This is a genomic window from Bacillus sp. FSL K6-0923 (genome assembly GCF_038630825.1).
Taxonomy (GTDB): Bacteria; Bacillota; Bacilli; order Bacillales; family Bacillaceae; genus Bacillus; species Bacillus pumilus.
On sequence record NZ_CP152044.1, the window covers coordinates 158,667 to 179,130 of the forward strand.

The following is a 20,464-nucleotide window of genomic DNA, read 5'->3' on the forward strand; positions in this document are numbered from 1 at the left end:
AGCAGAAGAGGGGCGCGCGCATGAGGATCTTTGATGCACATTTTCATATCATTGATTTTGATTTTCCCATTCAAGAAAACCAAGGGTATACACCGCCTAGTTATGTGGTGAATGATTATAGGAGAGAGACGGCTGATCTGGGGATTGTAGGTGGAGCCATCGTCTCAGGGTCATTTCAAGGCTTTGATCAAGGCTATTTGTTGAAGGCGCTGGATGAACTGGGTCCAGCTTTTTGCGGTGTGACTCAATTACCTTTTACGGCAACTGATGATGAGATTGTTCTTTTGGATCAACATGGGGCGAAGGCTTTACGTTTTAATGTGAAGCGGGGCGGTTCGGAGGATATTTCGAAGCTCGATTATTTTGCGAGAAGGGTGTATGAGCTGGCGGGATGGCATAGTGAGCTCTACATAGACGCTAAGCATCTCCCTGACATCTCATCTACGCTTGAACAGCTGCCAGCCGTTTCGATTGATCATTTAGGCTTGTCGGAAGAAGGTTTGCCGCATTTGCTCAAGCTGGTTGATAAAGGGGTTCGGGTAAAAGCAACTGGTTTTGGACGAGTCGATTTAAACGTTGAACATGCATTGACGTCCATTTATCAAACGAATCCTGATGCACTGATGTTTGGTACAGACCTTCCATCCACTAGAGCAAAGCGTCCATTTGAATACGGTGATGTTGAGTTGATTCAACAGCTCTTTGATGAAAAGGCAGCTGATCACATCTTATATAAGAACGCACACCAATGGTATTTTGGTCAATAATTTCATAGGAGGTGTGTTCAATGGGGTTCAGTCAACTGACGTTCAGAGAAGCCAAGCTGGATGATCTCGACAAAATCGTCTTCATGCTCGCGGATGATATGTTAGGTCAAAAAAGAGAGCGTTACACGCAACCATTATTAGAAAACTATATTGAAGCCTTTCATTCAATAGATGCTGATCCAAATATTGAACTCATTGTTGCGTGTGATCAGGAAGAAGCTGTCGGTGTTCTTCAATTGACCATGACGCCATTTCTTACACATCAAGGAGGATGGAGAGCTTCAATAGAAGGAGTTCGTACGGCCTCGACTCATAGAGGAAAAGGAATTGGCACGATGTTGATAAAAAAGACTATTCAACATGCAAGCGACCGCGGCTGTCATCTGATTCAGCTAACAACAGACAAACAGAGACCAGATGCACGCCGTTTTTACGAAAAGTTGGGCTTTGAAGCTACGCATGATGGGATGAAGCTGCAAATTCATCGTCAATAAACACACAAAGAAGCAAAGGTATTCATAATCCTTTGTTTTTTTGTGCCTTTATTTCAAATATTTGTTATATTAAATATATAAAACCTCTGTTATTTGGAAAGGAGAAACATGTTACTCAAAGTTGGTCTAGTTGTCATAGTTGCAGTCATACTTTACGTGGTGGTTCAAATCTGGCTGTATAAAAGAGAAATGAATAAAACAAAGGAAGATCTTTTGACATTTGTCACGAAAAACAAAAAGGACGTATCAGCGACAATGATTGAAAATGAAGATGTGGTATTAGATTGGAATGGTGATCAAAAAACACCACTTGCAAGTACGGTGAAATTAATGGTTTTGCTTCATTTTGTTAAAACTGTCTCTAGCGGTGACATCAAGCTAGATGAAAAAGTGGCATTGTCTGATATAGAGAAGTTTTTTATTGATAGAACAGATGGTGGTGCACACACGTACTGGCTTGAGGTCAATGATTTTTCTGAGCATGCAACTTTACTAGATGTTGCCAAAGGGATGATGCAATTCAGTTCGAATGCTTGTACGGATTATTTGATTGACTTGCTCGATTTAGAAAGGATCAATGATCAGATGAAACAAGCAGGTCTTACAGAACATGATGAACTCATGCCGCTGACGCCAATGCTTTTGTGGTCCGCTTATGTATCTGATCGTCGGCGGGATGCATACAAGAAAATGAGCGGTGTATCCGAAGAACAATACAAATCTCTAATGAATGAGATTTTTAATATCATGAAAAATGACCCAAAGCATAAAAAGGCGTTAGAAGAAAAAATGAAAAAAAAGAACTTATTAAGCTGGCGTATACAATCATTACTGACGCAAAAGATGACAAAGTCTACAACCAATGAATATACACATTTTATGAAACGTCTTCATGACGAGCTGTTAACAACAGAAGAAAAGAGTCTTTTTAGTCAAATCGTACTGGGAGAAACATTGAAAAAGGAAACAGATCAATATTTTTGGTATAAAGGCGGAGCAACGTTGTTTGTTTTTACAGGTGCTTTATATCGAAAAACAGATACATCATCAATATCCATTTCTTTTTTTATCAATGATCCGAAAGCGAATCATTCTCACTGGGTTGGAGAAGTATTCAATGAATTTATACTGACTGCAGCAGTGGATCAAAACTTTCGACAACGATTGATTCAAGCTTTTACTAAATAATCAAAAAAAAAACAGAGGGAGACAGCCCTCTGTTTTATTTATTTTGCATGGGAAACGATTTGTATACATCTTGGCGTTTCTCTTTTGACTTCACAACTCCATCAACCAGTTCCTTCTGCCAAAGCGCTACATCGTCTTGGTACTCTTTAAAGGAGTGAGGGAGCCTTTTTTCTAGCTCTTGTCTTTTAAACGTGACGGATTGTTTGTCGTTAGAGTTTATCTTGAGTGTCACTTGCTCAGCATTATCGATAAGAATAAAAAGTGCCAATGCGTTATATAAGTAGTTCTTTTCAATGGTATCCTTCTTGTCAAACCAAAATGTATCAAATTGTTCTTCTGTATAATTGCCATTTTCTTTCAAGCCATATGTCACTTTTAGCTCTTTTTCATCTATGATTTCATACTCGCGAATCACGTTACCTGGAAGATTTGATAAAATAGCGCCAATTGCTCGGTTGTCTCCAATATAGGAATTTTTGTATTTGGAAAGCTGTTTTAATGATATGTCTTCTATTCCTTTTATGTCGCTCTTCTGCTCGGTCGCCTTACTGTTGCATCCAGATAACACGACTGTTAATAGCAATAGGATATACATCCACTTCTTCATGAATTTTGCCCCTTTTTCATTCTTTCTATATAAGTGTTCATTTTATCACAATTTTCCAACCCATTAGCTCATTGATTTCCATTTACTGAACTGCATGTTTTGTTCAAACCAACGAACAATACAAAGAAAAAAGGAGTTCAGTCTATGGCAGAGGTTCTTTCATTTTATCAATTGAAAACAAAACGAGATGTCACGCTTGAAAAGAAGCTGTTGCGTACATTGTCTCTTCAACAGGTGACGGTCGCTTCTGAGAAATTCACGAAGAAGCTGTTCCCATTTGCAGATGATCCAGCTGGGATTATGAGTGATGGCTGTATCGATTTCGCCATTGAAGCTTTTTTAGCTGGTGGGAGATACGGTGAGTCAAGCAAGTACGGTGAATCGTTCGATGATATAAAGAAGCGATCAGTTCAAGAAGAAGATGAGCTGGCTGAGGAGCTAGCAGGGTGTTTGCAATCGTGGGCGAATATGTTCCGAATGGAGCGGAAGATGTCATGTCTGTATCCATTTGCGAAGGATTTTTTAAGCATGTGGTGGCAGGAAGGCTTTCGAGAATCAGAAAAAAGGCATAAGCTTCGGCTGCACTAAGCATATTTCCAGCCCTTGTCCCATATCTATAAAATAATGGTGTATGGGAGGGACAGGGATGAAAAGAAAGCTGAAATGGACAGGGTTTTTAATCGGGTTTATTGTCCTCTTATTCTTATTCAGGTTTCAATTTCTAAATGATGATTCGTGGAAATCGTGGAACTTGCCTCTGAGCGGCAAGATCATCTATTTAGATCCGGGTCATGGCGGTCCAGATGGCGGGGCTGTAGGAGGAGAACTGCTTGAAAAAGAGATTGCACTGGATGTATCCAAGAAGATACGTGACTATTTGCAGGAGCAGGGAGCACTTGTTCTTATGACCCGCGAGGATGATTCTGATTTATCATCAAAGAATACAAAGGGATATGCGCGGAAGAAAGCGGAGGATTTAAGAAACCGTGTAAAAGCCATCAATGAGTCTGAAGCGGATCTCTATTTAAGTATTCATTTAAATGCGATCCCATCGAACAAATGGAGCGGCGCACAGACGTTTTTTTACGGAAAATATGAAGAGAATGAAAAGGCAGCGAAGTTCATACAAGATGAATTACGCAATAATCTTGAAAACACAGATCGAAAGGCGAAGCGTATCAATGGCATCTATTTAATGCAAAATGTCACAAAGCCAGGAGCTCTTGTGGAGATTGGATTTCTCTCCAATCCGAAAGAGGCCGGTCAGCTGGCAACACCTAAATATCAAGATCAAATAGCCGCCTCCATTTATAAAGGCATTTTAAGATATTTAACAGAGCAAAAAGAGCCGCCTGAATAAGGGGCTTTTTCCTTTTGAACGCAGGCAAACAGGACAGACATTGTAAGGATATGTATGATATACTTGGATTGTAAACGAATTCAATAAAGGGTGAGGTTCTGCTATGATCGGACAAGATGATGTGAGAAAACTAGTTGGGAAGATGGACGAACCTTTCCTTCATATACCGCTTGGTGAGCTGGATGCCATCAAGGAAATCAGCCTAAAACCTGAAAAAGAACATGTGAGCTTAAAGGTGGCTATTGCCAAAACGGGCACTGCTGAGCAGATGAAGCTTCAGCAAGACATCGTACAAGCTTTGAAAGCAGAGGGCGCTAACACAGTAGGGCTTCGTTTTGAAGAACTGCCTCAGGAAACTCTTGAAAGGTTTATGCCATCACAAGATGAGGAAGAAAACCTGCTCAACTCTAAAAATCCGCCTGAGTTCTTAGCGATTGCGAGTGGAAAGGGCGGCGTTGGGAAATCCACCGTGTCTGTCAATCTTGCTGTAGCACTGGCCCGTCTAGGGAAAAAAGTCGGCCTGATTGATGCAGATATTTATGGCTTTAGTGTACCGGATATGATGGGAATCACCGTCAGACCAACGGTTAAAGGGGAAAAAATTATTCCTGTGGAACGCTTTGGTGTCAAAGTGATTTCAATGGGCTTTTTTGTTGAAGAAAATGCACCGGTCATTTGGAGAGGGCCGATGCTTGGTAAAATGCTAAATAACTTCTTCCACGAAGTCGAGTGGGGAGAATTAGATTACTTACTATTAGACCTTCCACCTGGAACGGGAGATGTGGCGCTTGATATTCATACAATGCTTCCAAGCTGTAAAGAAATCATTGTTACAACACCGCATCCAACAGCTGCTTTCGTTGCTGCTAGAGCAGGCGCAATGGCACTGCAAACAGATCACGAGGTGCTGGGGGTCGTTGAGAATATGAGCTACTATGAAAGCAAGAAAACAGGTGAGAAGGAATATGTTTTTGGAAAGGGCGGCGGGGACAAGCTGGCGGAGGAGCTGCGAGTATCAGTCCTTGGTCAGATCCCTTTAAGACAGCCTGATTGGAATGAAGATGATTTTGCTCCATCCGTCTATGATGCGAGTCATCCAACGGGAGAAGTGTATCAACACATTGCGAATAAAGTTATTGAACAATTAGCAGTAAAAGCATAATGAAAGCCCGAGTGGACCTTGTGCCACTCGGGTGATGTTTAACTGCCGCTTCCTTGTGAACCGGAATCACTGCTGCTTTCAGATGCTGCTTTTTTCAGCTCATCTTCGAATTTCTTCTTATAGAGAGGACTGCTTAATGTTTCCGTAATAACTTTTTCTAAGTGCTTTCTGAACTCTTTGCTTTTGACCAGTTCACCGTATTTCTTTTCCATTTCGGGATCCTTGAGAATATCCATCATCAATTGCTGATAGTCAGGGTCCTTCATTAACTGTTTTAACATCTTTTCATGCTGTTGCTGCATGGATTTTGCGAAAGTCTCGGCAAATTTAGAATCCTCAAAGACCTTCTTCCAGAACTCTTTGCCTTTATCAGAAGTCAGTGTTTTCTCTATCGTTTTTTTCACAGTTTGTTCATCCATTACCAAAGCTTCATTCATTGCCTCGTCATTTAATAACTGTTGAATGGCCTTTTTACCGTCATCTGTCTTCAATATATCGACGACCATTTTCTTTGTTTCGTCATAGTCCATATTAGATGAGGATTGGGTTTTGGGAGCACAAGCTGTTAGAGATAAAAGGAGAAAACAGCTCATTATACGCAAGATGCCTTTTGACATACTGTGGCTCCTTTCGATACATGTCTTACTTTTAATATGAATGTTTCACGTAAATTTATACATAACAAAAATAGGGGTTGGATCAATTCAATGAAAAGTCGGGATTTAGTTCGTTTTTTCTTCTCTGTGCTAGCTGTTGGAGCGGTCATTACAAGCGTGGTAGGCTTTGCGCTGGAGTGGGGGAAATATCAGAAGCTTTTTATATCGTTTGACATTCTAGAAATCGCATCTGTGTTGTTTTGGTTCATTGGTGTGGGGATGATTTTTAGTGTCATTAGCCAGATGGGGTTTGTTGTCTTTTTGACGGTGCACCGGTTTGCGTTAGAGATTTTCCGGTCGCATTCTTTATGGAATACCATTCAGCTGTTTCTGGTGATCTTTGTGCTGTTTGATTTAGCTTACTTGCGGTTTTTGCTTTTCGGGGAGAATGAATCATTTCTTCCATACCTATGGCTGCCTGTCTTTATCGGTGTGTTCGCATTGATCGTGGCTTACTTTAAACAGCAGCAGTCCTCTAAGAAAACATTTGTTTCCGCAATGTTTCTCATGGTTGTCATCACGTCGCTAGAATGGTTCCCGGCGCTTAGAGTTAACGAAGAGGACTGGCTGTATTTAATGCTATTCCCGCTATTAGGCTGTAATGCGTTTCAGTTATTAGCTATGCCGCGGTTTTCAAAGGCGAAAGCTACTTAACTTCCGATGACCTTGTTTTGGTATTGGAGATCAGTTCGCCAACCGTCACATTTTTTAAATTCTTCTCTTTGATTTGTTTCAAAATAGCGGGTAAGGCTTGAGCGGTTTGGGTTGCTGAATCTGAGGCATGGAAGAGAACAATGTCTCCGCTTTTCATTCGATCATTTACATTCCGAACAATCTGATCGATGCCTGGATTCAGCCAATCCTGTGAATTGACGCTGTAATGGATAACGGTATAACCGTACTGTGTGGCAATTTTTAATGCTTTTTCGTTAAATTGCCCAGTTGGCGGTCTTAATAGTTGAATGTCATCTAGTCCAAGCTTTTGAAATGAATTTTGTGCCCGGACAAGATCTTGCTTGATTTCACTATCTTCAAGCTGGCTATAATTTTTATAAGCATAGCCAAGGCTGCCGATTTGGTGGCCGTCCTCTCTAATTTGTTTGACGATATCAGGATGACGCTCGGCCCAAGAAGCAGACAGAAAGAAAGTAGCGTTCTTTATATCGTGCTCTCGAAGGACATTTAAAATTGGGACTGCCTTCTCATCTCCCCAGCCGATATTAAAAGTCAGGGAGACATGTTTTGAGGAAGTCTCGCCTTTATAAATGGCTCGGGGCCCATGTTCTGTTTTAAATACCGACAGCGGCGGTGCCTTTTGTACATAAAAAAAGGTTGCAGCTGCAAGGGCTGCTACAAGAATAATGACAACTTGCTTCAGCCGTTTAATTGGCAACACATATAATCGACTCAATTCAAACACTCCTGACTTGTCCGAGATTGTTACTTGATTGTATGCAGGACAAGGGTTTGAGATGCACAATAAAACTATTTCAAAAAAAGTTTTGAAAAGGCGTTGACCGATAGAATGTTTTCGTGATATATTATTAATCGTCGCTGACACACAGTGACAAACACAAAACGCTTCGGGAAATAAACTTGAAAAAAGTTGTTGACATAAAATGAAGCGAAATGTTATATTATTAAAGCCGCTAAGAACGGCGAAGATGATCTTTGAAAACTAAACAAGACAAAACGTACCTGTTAATTCGAGTTTTTATAAAAAAATCCTATGAAATATCATAGGTAGTCAGTCAAACGCTGACGAAAAACAAAACTTCGGTTTTGTACTTTTTCGGAGAGTTTGATCCTGGCTCAGGACGAACGCTGGCGGCGTGCCTAATACATGCAAGTCGAGCGAACAGAAGGGAGCTTGCTCCCGGATGTTAGCGGCGGACGGGTGAGTAACACGTGGGTAACCTGCCTGTAAGACTGGGATAACTCCGGGAAACCGGAGCTAATACCGGATAGTTCCTTGAACCGCATGGTTCAAGGATGAAAGACGGTTTCGGCTGTCACTTACAGATGGACCCGCGGCGCATTAGCTAGTTGGTGGGGTAATGGCTCACCAAGGCGACGATGCGTAGCCGACCTGAGAGGGTGATCGGCCACACTGGGACTGAGACACGGCCCAGACTCCTACGGGAGGCAGCAGTAGGGAATCTTCCGCAATGGACGAAAGTCTGACGGAGCAACGCCGCGTGAGTGATGAAGGTTTTCGGATCGTAAAGCTCTGTTGTTAGGGAAGAACAAGTGCGAGAGTAACTGCTCGCACCTTGACGGTACCTAACCAGAAAGCCACGGCTAACTACGTGCCAGCAGCCGCGGTAATACGTAGGTGGCAAGCGTTGTCCGGAATTATTGGGCGTAAAGGGCTCGCAGGCGGTTTCTTAAGTCTGATGTGAAAGCCCCCGGCTCAACCGGGGAGGGTCATTGGAAACTGGGAAACTTGAGTGCAGAAGAGGAGAGTGGAATTCCACGTGTAGCGGTGAAATGCGTAGAGATGTGGAGGAACACCAGTGGCGAAGGCGACTCTCTGGTCTGTAACTGACGCTGAGGAGCGAAAGCGTGGGGAGCGAACAGGATTAGATACCCTGGTAGTCCACGCCGTAAACGATGAGTGCTAAGTGTTAGGGGGTTTCCGCCCCTTAGTGCTGCAGCTAACGCATTAAGCACTCCGCCTGGGGAGTACGGTCGCAAGACTGAAACTCAAAGGAATTGACGGGGGCCCGCACAAGCGGTGGAGCATGTGGTTTAATTCGAAGCAACGCGAAGAACCTTACCAGGTCTTGACATCCTCTGACAACCCTAGAGATAGGGCTTTCCCTTCGGGGACAGAGTGACAGGTGGTGCATGGTTGTCGTCAGCTCGTGTCGTGAGATGTTGGGTTAAGTCCCGCAACGAGCGCAACCCTTGATCTTAGTTGCCAGCATTTAGTTGGGCACTCTAAGGTGACTGCCGGTGACAAACCGGAGGAAGGTGGGGATGACGTCAAATCATCATGCCCCTTATGACCTGGGCTACACACGTGCTACAATGGACAGAACAAAGGGCTGCGAGACCGCAAGGTTTAGCCAATCCCATAAATCTGTTCTCAGTTCGGATCGCAGTCTGCAACTCGACTGCGTGAAGCTGGAATCGCTAGTAATCGCGGATCAGCATGCCGCGGTGAATACGTTCCCGGGCCTTGTACACACCGCCCGTCACACCACGAGAGTTTGCAACACCCGAAGTCGGTGAGGTAACCTTTATGGAGCCAGCCGCCGAAGGTGGGGCAGATGATTGGGGTGAAGTCGTAACAAGGTAGCCGTATCGGAAGGTGCGGCTGGATCACCTCCTTTCTAAGGATATATGGAGCAGCGTGCGTTTTCGTCTTGTTTAGTTTTGAAGGATCATTCCTTCAAAACATGTCTCTAGCGAGACAGGATTGTTCTTTGAAAACTAGATAACAATAAGTAATACATTCACATTGAATGCAATGCAAAGTTCATCACACATAGTGATTCTTTCTAAAGTAAGAAATGGTTAAGTTAGAAAGGGCGCACGGTGGATGCCTTGGCACTAGGAGCCGATGAAGGACGGGACGAACACCGATATGCTTCGGGGAGCTGTAAGCAAGCTTTGATCCGGAGATTTCCGAATGGGGAAACCCACTGCTCGTAATGGAGTAGTATCCATACTTGAATACATAGAGTATGAGAAGGCATACCCGGGGAACTGAAACATCTAAGTACCCGGAGGAAGAGAAAGCAAATGCGATTCCCTGAGTAGCGGCGAGCGAAACGGGAACAGCCCAAACCAAGAGGCTTGCCTCTTGGGGTTGTAGGACACTCTATACGGAGTTACAAAGGAACGATATAAGCGAAGAGGTCTGGAAAGGCCCGCCAAAGAAGGTAACAGCCCTGTAACTGAAATGTTGTTCTCTCCAGAGTGGATCCTGAGTACGGCGGAACACGTGAAATTCCGTCGGAATCCGGGAGGACCATCTCCCAAGGCTAAATACTCCCTAGTGACCGATAGTGAACCAGTACCGTGAGGGAAAGGTGAAAAGCACCCCGGAAGGGGAGTGAAATAGATCCTGAAACCGTGTGCCTACAAGTAGTCAGAGCCCGTTAAAGGGTGATGGCGTGCCTTTTGTAGAATGAACCGGCGAGTTACGATCCCGTGCAAGGTTAAGCAGAAGATGCGGAGCCGCAGCGAAAGCGAGTCTGAATAGGGCGCATGAGTACGTGGTCGTAGACCCGAAACCAGGTGATCTACCCATGTCCAGGGTGAAGTTCAGGTAACACTGAATGGAGGCCCGAACCCACGCACGTTGAAAAGTGCGGGGATGAGGTGTGGGTAGGGGTGAAATGCCAATCGAACCTGGAGATAGCTGGTTCTCTCCGAAATAGCTTTAGGGCTAGCCTCAAGGTAAGAGTCTCGGAGGTAGAGCACTGATTGGACTAGGGGCCCCTACCGGGTTACCGAATTCAGTCAAACTCCGAATGCCGATGACTTATCCTTGGGAGTCAGACTGCGAGTGATAAGATCCGTAGTCGAAAGGGAAACAGCCCAGACCGCCAGCTAAGGTCCCAAAGTATACGTTAAGTGGAAAAGGATGTGGAGTTGCTTAGACAACCAGGATGTTGGCTTAGAAGCAGCCACCATTTAAAGAGTGCGTAATAGCTCACTGGTCGAGTGACTCTGCGCCGAAAATGTACCGGGGCTAAACGTATCACCGAAGCTGCGGACTGTTCTTACGAACAGTGGTAGGAGAGCGTTCTAAGTGCTGTGAAGTCAGACCGGAAGGACTGGTGGAGCGCTTAGAAGTGAGAATGCCGGTATGAGTAGCGAAAGACGGGTGAGAATCCCGTCCACCGAATGCCTAAGGTTTCCTGAGGAAGGCTCGTCCGCTCAGGGTTAGTCGGGACCTAAGCCGAGGCCGAAAGGCGTAGGCGATGGACAACAGGTTGATATTCCTGTACCACCTCCTCACCATTTGAGCAATGGGGGGACGCAGGAGGATAGGGTAAGCGCGGTATTGGATATCCGCGTCCAAGCAGTTAGGCTGGGAAATAGGCAAATCCGTTTCCCGTGAAGGCTGAGCTGTGATGGCGAGCGAAATTTAGTAGCGAAGTTCCTGATTCCACACTGCCAAGAAAAGCCTCTAGCGAGGTGAGAGGTGCCCGTACCGCAAACCGACACAGGTAGGCGAGGAGAGAATCCTAAGGTGATCGAGAGAACTCTCGTTAAGGAACTCGGCAAAATGACCCCGTAACTTCGGGAGAAGGGGTGCTTCTTAGGGTGTTAAAGCCCCGAGAAGCCGCAGTGAATAGGCCCAGGCGACTGTTTAGCAAAAACACAGGTCTCTGCGAAGCCGTAAGGCGAAGTATAGGGGCTGACGCCTGCCCGGTGCTGGAAGGTTAAGAGGAGCGCTTAGCGTAAGCGAAGGTGCGAATTGAAGCCCCAGTAAACGGCGGCCGTAACTATAACGGTCCTAAGGTAGCGAAATTCCTTGTCGGGTAAGTTCCGACCCGCACGAAAGGCGCAACGATCTGGGCACTGTCTCAACGAGAGACTCGGTGAAATTATAGTACCTGTGAAGATGCAGGTTACCCGCGACAGGACGGAAAGACCCCGTGGAGCTTTACTGCAGCCTGATATTGAATGTTGGTACAGCTTGTACAGGATAGGTAGGAGCCTTGGAAACCGGAGCGCTAGCTTCGGTGGAGGCATCGGTGGGATACTACCCTGGCTGTATTGACCTTCTAACCCGCTGCCCTTATCGGGCAGGGAGACAGTGTCAGGTGGGCAGTTTGACTGGGGCGGTCGCCTCCTAAAATGTAACGGAGGCGCCCAAAGGTTCCCTCAGAATGGTTGGAAATCATTCGCAGAGTGTAAAGGCACAAGGGAGCTTGACTGCGAGACCTACAAGTCGAGCAGGGACGAAAGTCGGGCTTAGTGATCCGGTGGTTCCGCATGGAAGGGCCATCGCTCAACGGATAAAAGCTACCCCGGGGATAACAGGCTTATCTCCCCCAAGAGTCCACATCGACGGGGAGGTTTGGCACCTCGATGTCGGCTCATCGCATCCTGGGGCTGTAGTCGGTCCCAAGGGTTGGGCTGTTCGCCCATTAAAGCGGTACGCGAGCTGGGTTCAGAACGTCGTGAGACAGTTCGGTCCCTATCCGTCGCGGGCGCAGGAAATTTGAGAGGAGCTGTCCTTAGTACGAGAGGACCGGGATGGACGCACCGCTGGTGTACCAGTTGTTCTGCCAAGGGCATCGCTGGGTAGCTATGTGCGGACGGGATAAGTGCTGAAAGCATCTAAGCATGAAGCCCCCCTCAAGATGAGATTTCCCATTCCGCAAGGAAGTAAGATCCCTGAAAGATGATCAGGTTGATAGGTCTGAGGTGGAAGCGTGGTGACACGTGGAGCTGACAGATACTAATAGATCGAGGACTTAACCTTTATTCTAATGTGAAGTTTGAACATTGTTATCTAGTTTTGAGAGAACATTCTCTCCATCAGGTTTGGTGGCGATAGCGAAGAGGTCACACCCGTTCCCATACCGAACACGGAAGTTAAGCTCTTCAGCGCCGATGGTAGTTGGGGGTCTCCCCCTGTGAGAGTAGGACGCCGCCAAGCTTTTTGTTTATATCCTTCCAATGGAAGAAGTTACTTTATCATTCCGCAGTAGCTCAGTGGTAGAGCTATCGGCTGTTAACCGATCGGTCGTAGGTTCGAGTCCTACCTGCGGAGCCATGCTTCCATAGCTCAGTAGGTAGAGCACTTCCATGGTAAGGAAGAGGTCAGCGGTTCGAGCCCGCTTGGAAGCTTTCCTCTAAATTATAATGATGAATGTTTAAGGTTTCTCGATGATGAGAAGGCTTTTTTTGTTTGTTTTAAAAATGTTGAACTTGCTCAGTGACAAGTAGACTCATGAAAATGGAATAAATCGATTGATAAGGAAGCTTTGTATCAATTTTCTACGCATTCCTTCTTTTTGTTCTTGATTCCTTAGTTCCTTTCTTATATTCTTACTAAAGTGATGATATCCTCTCTAACAAAAGACTCTGTACGTTCCTCTTTTTCCCCGAAAGTGAAGCATTTTTTATTTTCCTTTCTTCATCCCAGGTTTGATTGATCTTCTTTTCCGTGTACGGTATGTATATAAAAAGGAGTAGATGGTTTGAAAGATTTATTTGTAAAGCAAGAATGGTTTGGGCTTGTGCGTCAGGATGTGCTTGCGGGTATTTTAGTGGCTCTCGCTTTAATTCCTGAGGCGATTGCGTTTTCGATTATTGCGGGCGTTGATCCGAAGATTGGGTTGTATGCTTCGTTTTGTATTGCCATTGTGATTTCGTTTGTTGGTGGACGACCTGGTATGATTTCGGCCGCTACAGGGGCTATGGCTCTAGTTATGGTTAATTTGGTAGCCGATCACGGACTGCAGTATTTGTTTGCGGCTACAATTTTAACAGGTCTGATTCAAATAGTGTTTGGACTTTGCCGAGTGTCTCGTCTGATGAAATTTATTCCGAGGTCCGTGATGGTTGGTTTTGTGAATGCGTTGGCTATTATGATCTTTATGGCTCAGCTTCCGCATTTCGTTGGGGAATCTATGGCTATGTATATCATGACGGGTGGTGCTTTGCTAATTATTTATTTATTGCCGATGGTGATAAAAGTGATACCTTCTCCTCTCATTGCCATTATTGTCATGACGATCATTGCTGTATTTGGACATATTGATGTGAGAACGGTTGGAGATATGGGAGAGCTTCCTAGTTCTTTGCCTGCTTTTCTGATTCCTCAAGTACCGTTTAGCTGGGAGACACTTGCTATCATTTTTCCTTATTCTTTAGCGCTAGCGATGGTTGGTTTACTTGAGTCTCTTTTAACTGCACAGATTGTCGATGATATGACAGAGACGTCTAGTCGTAAGAACAAGGAAGCGAGAGGACAAGGGATTGCTAATGTGGTTGCAGGGTTCTTTGGTGGTATGGCTGGTTGTGCGATGATTGGTCAATCAGTGATTAACACGAAGGCAGGCGGGCGTGGCCGTCTTTCTACCTTTGTGGCAGGTGCATTTCTAATGGTACTGATTTTTGTACTCGGAGATGTGGTGGTTCAAATTCCAATGGCTGCTCTTGTGGCTGTGATGATCATGGTCTCCGTTGGGACATTCGATTGGAGTTCCTTTCAGCAGCTAAAAAAGAATCCGAAAACAGATTCTATTGTGATGATTGTCACGGTGGTGACGGTGGTGTTAACTCATGATTTATCAAAAGGTGTTTTTGCAGGTGTGCTGCTTAGTGCGGTATTCTTTGTGGCCAAAATATCGAAGCTTCATATTACCTCTACAGAAAGACAAGCAGGGACTTGGGTTTATCGAATTAAAGGTCAAATTTTCTTTGCATCTGTCACTGATTTCATTCAGGCGTTTCATCAGGGGACAGATCTCCAAGCCGTTGTGATTGATTTATCTGAAGCGCGTATATGGGATGAATCTGGCGTGGCAGCGATAGAACGTATAAAGGAGAAGTATCAAGCAGCTGGCGTACAAGTAGACATCGTTGGAATGGATACACAAAGTCGAAAACTTGTGAATCAGGTAAATGGTTCATAATAAGTTCTTTCTGTTTGTTACAATAGAAAAGGTAAGAAAGTGAAGGATGGGGGTGGCCGGCATGCTTGTGCGTTTGAACCAAGTGCTCGGCCGGATGATGCCGCTTATTACGCCCATTAGTGTGTTACTTGGTGTTTTATTAGCGGCTTATTTAAAGGATTTTACGTTTATGGTGCCTTGGGTATTTGCCATTATGACATTTTCAGGGAGCTTATCGTCTACTTTTTCATCTTTAAAACATACGGTGATGCATCCATTGCCTTTGATTTTATCGTTTATGATTTTGCATGTGCTGATGCCTCTTTATGCATGGTCAGCGGGGCATTTGATCTTTGCGGGTGATTCCATGACGATCACCGGTTTGACGCTTGCGATGGTGATTCCGACAGGTGTGTCTAGTTTAATATGGGCGGCGATGTATAAAGGAAATGTCGGGTTAACGTTATCTATTATTTTAATTGATACGTTGCTTTCGCCATTGATTGTGCCAGTAAGCTTGTCACTCTTCGTTGGTACACAGGTCCATATGGACATGTTTGCAATCATGAAAGGGCTGTTCGGTATGGTGGTGCTGCCCTCTATTTTAGGGATGCTCGTTCGTCAGTATGCAAAGCCATCGGTGACGAAAACATTGAGTCAGACCTTGGCTCCCTTTTCAAAATTAGGCTTGTTTGTTGTCGTATCGATTAACAGTTCTGTTGTCGCCCCATATTTGCGTGAACTGGATGCTGCATTTTTTAGCAAAGCAGCGACTGTCTTTTTCATTGCGATGAGTGGGTATGCTTTTGCGTGGTTGATTGGAAAGGTAATGAAATGTACTCAAGGAGAGATTGTGGCCATTGTGTATACAGGCGGCATGAGAAATATTAGTGCGGGAGCTGTGCTTGCTATTAGCTTTTTCCCGCCTGCTGTTGCGGTCCCTGTTGTGATTGGTATGCTGTTTCAGCAAGTACTTGCTGCCTTGTTTGGTTTCTTACTCAATCGCTTTGAGCTGAAAGCACCTGCTGTGACTAAATCTTTATCATGAAAAGACCTCCATCCTATGAGATGGAGGTCTTTTTGCGAATTAATAGATGAGATATTTCTTCCGTTTCTTTTCGAATGATTTGAGGTCATGATGATAGCGCTTCATGATGTGTTTGACAGAAGTACCTTGATTGATTTCTTCTTTGATCCAACCATTTCCGATGAGTTTATCAAAGCTGCCAGTTTGAAGGAACTGAAAGTCTTTTGGATATAAATCATGTATGGCTTTGAGGATGGATAACCCTGTTTTTACCGCTTCGAATGAAGAGCGGTCTGTGACGTATAGCTGCACACCGTGTGATAGCTTCCCTGCATGTTTAGAAAAAGTGGGGGTGAATGATACAGGTCTAAATTTTACACCCTTTAGTTTTAATTGATTTAAATGATCTGCTAGCTCATTGCTATTGATATATGGAGCGCCAATGAGCTCGAACGGTTTTGTTGTTCCTCTTCCTTCAGAGACATTTGTGCCTTCAATTAATCCTGTGGCGGGATATACAAAGGTACTATCCACTGTCGGCATATTAGGTGAAGGAAGGACGAACGGCAGCTTCGTGTCTTCAAACGTCATGGAACGCTTCCAATTTTTCATTTTAATGACTGTGACATCAGCATTGATATGAAACTCTTTGTTAAAGAATGTTGCTAGTTCACCAGTTGTCATCCCATGTCTTAATGGTATTGGATAGAGCCCTACAAAAGAAGCGTGCTCAGGTTCTAAGACAGGGCCTTCTACTTTTAGTCCGCCAATGGGGTTTGGACGGTCTAGGACAACAAAGGGAATGTTGTTTTCTTTCGCAGCCTCCATCGCATAGGCCATCGTGTAAATATAGGTGTAATAACGAGCGCCAACATCTTGGATATCAAACAGCAAGACATCTACATTTTTAAGCATGTCAGGCGTTGGTTTTCTTGTTTTTCCATAGAGAGAGTATACAGGAAGACCTGTTTTTTCATCGGTATAGGATTCGACGCCTTCTCCTGCTTGTGCATCTCCGCGCACACCATGTTCAGGTCCATATAGAGCAGTAAGCTTGATATTTGGATGCTCAAATAGGAGATCGACACTGCTTTTCATATTTGCATCAATACCAGTTGGGTTCGTAATGAGGCCGACCCTTTTCCCTTTTAACCATGAAAGATTGCCTGAGAGCAGTGTTTCAATCCCTGTTTTAACTGTTGCTTTTTTTCCTTTTGTATCTGTTCGTTCTTGGTTTGCGGGGGAGGCGGCAGTCAATGTACTCATTATGAGAATGCTTGCGAGTATGAAGCTTGCTGTTTTTTTCAAGAGAATCCCTCCTATTTGATCTGTTTCCCTTTCAAGTTAAGTCCATAGCCGAATGGATACAGGATTTGATTTTGATGAGTGACAGATGGGATATCTACAGGCAGTTTGCCTTTAGGTGATGCAGTGCCAAATATGACTTCTAACCCAGCAGGAATATTTGGCTGGTTAAATTGTCCGTTTGAGTAGCCTTTAAAACCGTAAACAGCTAGTAAGGCATCCGCCTCCTCAAAATTTGCCGCATCGTAAGGGTTTCTTAGGCTCATGATGACCATTTTTTTGTTTTGTGCTGCAGCTTCTTTCATGACAGCACGCGGGAAAGCCGTCGCCCATTTTTTCGGGTCCTGTACATTGTCATCAATTACACCATCATTCACAGCTGGGTCATTTTGGACAACGTAAGAGCCAGTAATCACATATTCAGCACCTTGTATGAGTTTGGCTGTTTCTTTGGTGAAGGTCTTTTCCGCAAAAGCATATGATTGGATACGTACAGGCTTGATCTTTTTTTGTTTGATCAGAGAGTCAATTGTGACAGACATAGCTTTTGTCTGATCTTCGTAAGGTGCCATGACCAAGATTTTGTCATTCTTTTTAGGCTTGAAAGGGAGGGTCTTATTGTTGTTTTTAAGCAGGGTGATCCCTTCACGTGCCATTTTTTGTTCTGCGTTCCGGTGCGACTTTTTCCCAACGACTTGAGTGGCTTTTTTGATTTTTTTCTCAAGGGTGATGGGTTTTTTGGAAGAGATGATGCCTCGTTTGATCTTCAATTGAAGGGTTTTTTCAACAGATTCGTTGATTTGAGACATCGGAATTTCTTTCTTTACAATTGCCTGTTTTACAGCATTGAACACATTCTCAAGGTTTTTCTCTGTTTTAAGAGAAGTGACTGGTGCTGGCATGAGGGCGATGTCGACGCCAGCCTTAATGGCCATCACTACGGCTTCTTCCTGTCCGAAGTTATCTGCAATCGCTTTCATATTTAGGGCATCTGTTACGACAACTCCTTGAAAGCCCATCTCTTCTTTTAATAAGTTTGTGATGACTTTTTTGGATAAGGTTGCTGGAACCATGATGTCCTCGCCATCTTTTTTGCTTTTATACGTTGTATTATCAATAGCAGGAAATTGAACATGAGCGGTCATGACCATATCCGCACCAGCGTTGATCGCTTGTTGAAACGGATACAGCTCCACCTTTTTAAGACGATCGAGATCATGTTCTACGAGCGGCAAGCCGTAGTGACTATCGACGGCTGTATCACCATGTCCCGGGAAATGCTTAAGTGTCGAAATGGTCTTTTCCTTTTGAAGTCCCTTCATGGTTTGAAGACCAAGCCTTGTGACAAGAGCAGGATCGGAGCTAAAGGAACGGACACCAATGACGGGGTTGTTTGGGTTATTATTCACATCTAGCACAGGAGAGAAGTTTGTATTGATCCCTAGTGCGTTTAATTCTTTACCGATGATTTTTCCTGTGTCGTATGCGTTTTTCTTGCTTCTTGAGGCACCAATCGACATATTTCCTGGGAAATGTGTTCCCTTTTGTAATCTTGTGACGATTCCACCTTCTTGATCAATTGAAATGAGTAATGGAATCTTTGGTGATGCTTTTTGAAATTCATGGGTGAGTTTGACGGTTTGTTTCGTATCAACGACATTCTCCGCAAATAAGATGACACCGCCCAGATGATATTTTTCTACAAGATGGGATACTTCTTTATTCATCTTTGTTAAGCCTGTAGGTGCGGATTCATCTTTTGTCTGCCAATTACGAAAGTCTGGCATAAGCATTTGACCTATCTTTTCATCCAAAGACATGTTTTGTACCATTTGTTTTGCGGTTGGAAGAGGCGCAGAGCTAACCTTTTCCGTTGGAATGGAAGAGGTTAGCAGAGCTAAAACCAAAGCAGCGGGGAAAAGTGCTTTTAACATCGAATTCCTCCTTTTACTTAAAAGATTCGTAGATGGCGGTCATGATGCTTCCGTAAGTGCCAGTTGGGAAAAGGTCACCTTCAAATTGATTTGGGTTGGTTTCAGGTGAAACGACAGGCGAATGTTTCTTATTTGTCAGTAAGACGATACCTAGATTATGTTTTGGATCAATCAAAGTCATGGTTCCGGTCCAGCCAGTATGTCCATAGGCTTCGTTACTAGCATATTTTCCAAACATCCATTCCATGTCAGTATGACCGTTTTTACGCCAGCCTAGCCCGTATGTTGGGTTTGTATCAGAAGAGGCTGTAAAGAGATCGATAGAAGCTTGATCAAAGATGGTGGTTTTTCCATAGCCTCCTTTGTTCAGCATGAGCTGGAGCAGCACGGCCATATCGGATATGTTAGAGAAAAGTCCAGCATGACCAGAAATCCCTGCCATTGAGTAATATGCTTTCTCATCGTGGACTTCGCCTAGCAGGGTGTACCTGCGAATGTTTTCAAAATCAATGACACCATCTCGCGAATTACCTAAACGTTCGGTTGCTGCAAAATGCTTCGGTTTGAATCCTTTTTGCAGTGGATTGAACATTGTGTGTTTGAGACCTAGCGGCCGATAGATTGTCGATTCTACATATTGATCAAGAGGCATACCTGTTTTTTTCTCAATGATCATGCCTAACAGCATGTAATCAATGTCACTATAAATGTGCTGGGTGCCTGGTTTGTATTGTAGAGGCACCTTCGGCAGCCATTTCATCGTTGTCTTTCTATCTTGAGAGTAAAAGGTGCCGGCTGCTTCTTTGCTATAAAATAAGACACTGGAAGGGAGTCCGGCAGAATGGGTCAGAAGATCTTTTACACGGAGCTGATCTTTGCCGGTTACCTTTGCATCTGGTTCATCTTTAAAATCTGGCAGGATGGCTTGTATTTTTTCGTTCACATTCAGTTTTTTCTCGTAGACAAGCTTTTGCAGGGCATAGTTGGTCGCATACATTTTGGTATTGGATGCTAAGTCGAACAGAGTATTCTTTTTCATTTTCTTATAGGATTTGAGTTCCGTTGTGCCTTCGTATTTTTGCCTGTAGCCATAGGCTTTTTGATGAACGATTTTTCCGTCTTTGATAATGATGAGTGCAGCTCCTGGAAAACCTGCTTTGATATCGTTTTGAATCATGTGATCAACCTTCCTAAGCTGCCTAGAAGAAAAACCAACTTGTTCCGGTCGTTTTGCCTTTTTTAAGACGGGATATTCTTCAGGTGCTGTTTTAGACAAAGACGATACAGGATGGGAGCTAGTTGCAAATGTTTGTGCTGGTAATCCAAGGAGCATGAGCAGACTTGTTATTAAGAGAAAGTATTTCTTCAAGAGT

Annotated in this window: 15 protein-coding genes, 2 tRNA genes and 3 rRNA genes; 14 read left to right on the forward strand and 6 right to left on the reverse strand. The window is 44.1% G+C overall.

Features of this window, described 5'->3' with window-relative positions:
* The first annotated feature begins 20 nt into the window (after positions 1-20).
* The 3 genes from MHI16_RS00920 to MHI16_RS00930 all read left to right on the forward strand — a co-directional run bounded on the left by MHI16_RS00920 (position 21) and on the right by MHI16_RS00930 (position 2,449).
* Positions 21-767: an amidohydrolase family protein gene (locus MHI16_RS00920; RefSeq protein WP_058015813.1), complete on the forward strand. Its 747-nt coding sequence runs from the start codon at positions 21-23 to the stop codon at positions 765-767.
* 20 nt (positions 768-787) lie between these two features.
* A complete protein-coding gene (locus tag MHI16_RS00925) occupies positions 788-1,261 on the forward strand; it encodes a GNAT family N-acetyltransferase (protein ID WP_058015814.1) in 474 nt (157 codons plus the stop codon).
* Positions 1,262-1,369: 108 nt separating this feature from the next.
* Complete coding sequence (locus MHI16_RS00930; RefSeq protein WP_268467636.1) at positions 1,370-2,449, forward strand: serine hydrolase; 1,080 nt, start codon at positions 1,370-1,372, stop codon at positions 2,447-2,449.
* Between the two features lie 34 nt (positions 2,450-2,483).
* Here the strand turns inward: MHI16_RS00930 and MHI16_RS00935 are convergent, their stop codons facing one another.
* A complete protein-coding gene (locus MHI16_RS00935; RefSeq protein ID WP_058015815.1) occupies positions 2,484-3,056 on the reverse strand; it encodes a DUF4825 domain-containing protein in 573 nt (190 codons plus the stop codon).
* Between the two features lie 144 nt (positions 3,057-3,200).
* On the opposite strand from MHI16_RS00935, the gene MHI16_RS00940 reads away from it, so the two are divergent.
* The 3 genes from MHI16_RS00940 (at position 3,201) to MHI16_RS00950 (ending at position 5,578) form a co-directional block, all read left to right on the forward strand.
* Entirely contained in the window at positions 3,201-3,644 is a 444-nt protein-coding gene (locus tag MHI16_RS00940; protein ID WP_058015816.1) for a DUF2521 family protein, read from the forward strand.
* 58 nt (positions 3,645-3,702) lie between these two features.
* Positions 3,703-4,416 carry an N-acetylmuramoyl-L-alanine amidase CwlD gene (gene cwlD, locus MHI16_RS00945; RefSeq protein ID WP_058015817.1) on the forward strand — a complete coding sequence of 238 codons (714 nt, stop codon included), beginning with the start codon at positions 3,703-3,705 and terminating at the stop codon, positions 4,414-4,416.
* Positions 4,417-4,519: 103 nt separating this feature from the next.
* Complete coding sequence (locus tag MHI16_RS00950; protein WP_058015818.1) at positions 4,520-5,578, forward strand: Mrp/NBP35 family ATP-binding protein; 1,059 nt, start codon at positions 4,520-4,522, stop codon at positions 5,576-5,578.
* Between the two features lie 38 nt (positions 5,579-5,616).
* Here MHI16_RS00950 and gerD read toward each other — a convergent pair whose 3' ends face one another.
* Positions 5,617-6,195 carry a spore germination lipoprotein GerD gene (gerD, locus tag MHI16_RS00955; protein WP_058015819.1) on the reverse strand — a complete coding sequence of 193 codons (579 nt, stop codon included), beginning with the start codon at positions 6,193-6,195 and terminating at the stop codon, positions 5,617-5,619.
* Between the two features lie 90 nt (positions 6,196-6,285).
* Here gerD and MHI16_RS00960 point away from each other — a divergent pair, with 90 nt between their 5' ends.
* Positions 6,286-6,888 carry a KinB-signaling pathway activation protein gene (locus MHI16_RS00960; RefSeq protein ID WP_058015820.1) on the forward strand — a complete coding sequence of 201 codons (603 nt, stop codon included), beginning with the start codon at positions 6,286-6,288 and terminating at the stop codon, positions 6,886-6,888.
* Here MHI16_RS00960 and pdaB read toward each other — a convergent pair.
* Positions 6,881-7,645: a polysaccharide deacetylase family sporulation protein PdaB gene (gene pdaB, locus MHI16_RS00965; RefSeq protein ID WP_058015821.1), complete on the reverse strand. Its 765-nt coding sequence runs from the start codon at positions 7,643-7,645 to the stop codon at positions 6,881-6,883. The genes MHI16_RS00960 and pdaB overlap by 8 nt on opposite strands.
* Positions 7,646-8,023: 378 nt before the next feature.
* On the opposite strand from pdaB, the gene MHI16_RS00970 reads away from it, so the two are divergent.
* The 7 genes from MHI16_RS00970 (at position 8,024) to MHI16_RS01000 (ending at position 15,873) form a co-directional block, all read left to right on the forward strand.
* Positions 8,024-9,572: ribosomal RNA gene (locus MHI16_RS00970) — 16S ribosomal RNA — on the forward strand.
* 182 nt (positions 9,573-9,754) lie between these two features.
* Positions 9,755-12,685 (forward strand): 23S ribosomal RNA (locus MHI16_RS00975).
* Between the two features lie 61 nt (positions 12,686-12,746).
* Positions 12,747-12,862 (forward strand): 5S ribosomal RNA (gene rrf / locus MHI16_RS00980).
* The 16S, 23S and 5S rRNA genes sit together here with 2 tRNA genes alongside, the layout of an rRNA operon.
* Positions 12,863-12,904: 42 nt before the next feature.
* Positions 12,905-12,979 (forward strand) — tRNA-Asn (locus tag MHI16_RS00985).
* A gap of 1 nt (position 12,980) precedes the next feature.
* Positions 12,981-13,053: transfer RNA gene (locus MHI16_RS00990), tRNA-Thr, on the forward strand.
* A gap of 353 nt (positions 13,054-13,406) precedes the next feature.
* Positions 13,407-14,846: a SulP family inorganic anion transporter gene (locus MHI16_RS00995; protein ID WP_058015142.1), complete on the forward strand. Its 1,440-nt coding sequence runs from the start codon at positions 13,407-13,409 to the stop codon at positions 14,844-14,846.
* A gap of 61 nt (positions 14,847-14,907) precedes the next feature.
* A complete protein-coding gene (locus MHI16_RS01000; RefSeq protein ID WP_058015143.1) occupies positions 14,908-15,873 on the forward strand; it encodes a bile acid:sodium symporter family protein in 966 nt (321 codons plus the stop codon).
* A gap of 39 nt (positions 15,874-15,912) precedes the next feature.
* On the opposite strand, the gene MHI16_RS01005 is transcribed toward MHI16_RS01000, so the two are convergent.
* The 3 genes from MHI16_RS01005 to pbp4b are packed head-to-tail and all read right to left on the reverse strand — an operon-like array spanning position 15,913 to position 20,460.
* Positions 15,913-17,160, reverse strand: a complete 1,248-nt coding sequence (locus tag MHI16_RS01005) for a DUF1343 domain-containing protein (protein ID WP_268467784.1) — start codon at positions 17,158-17,160, stop codon at positions 15,913-15,915.
* Positions 17,161-17,171: 11 nt separating this feature from the next.
* Positions 17,172-19,091 (reverse strand): glycoside hydrolase family 3 protein, encoded by a 1,920-nt coding sequence (locus MHI16_RS01010; RefSeq protein ID WP_058015145.1) that lies wholly within the window; start codon positions 19,089-19,091, stop codon positions 17,172-17,174.
* A gap of 13 nt (positions 19,092-19,104) precedes the next feature.
* Positions 19,105-20,460: a penicillin binding protein PBP4B gene (pbp4b, locus tag MHI16_RS01015; protein WP_058015146.1), complete on the reverse strand. Its 1,356-nt coding sequence runs from the start codon at positions 20,458-20,460 to the stop codon at positions 19,105-19,107.
* Positions 20,461-20,464: the final 4 nt, after the last annotated feature.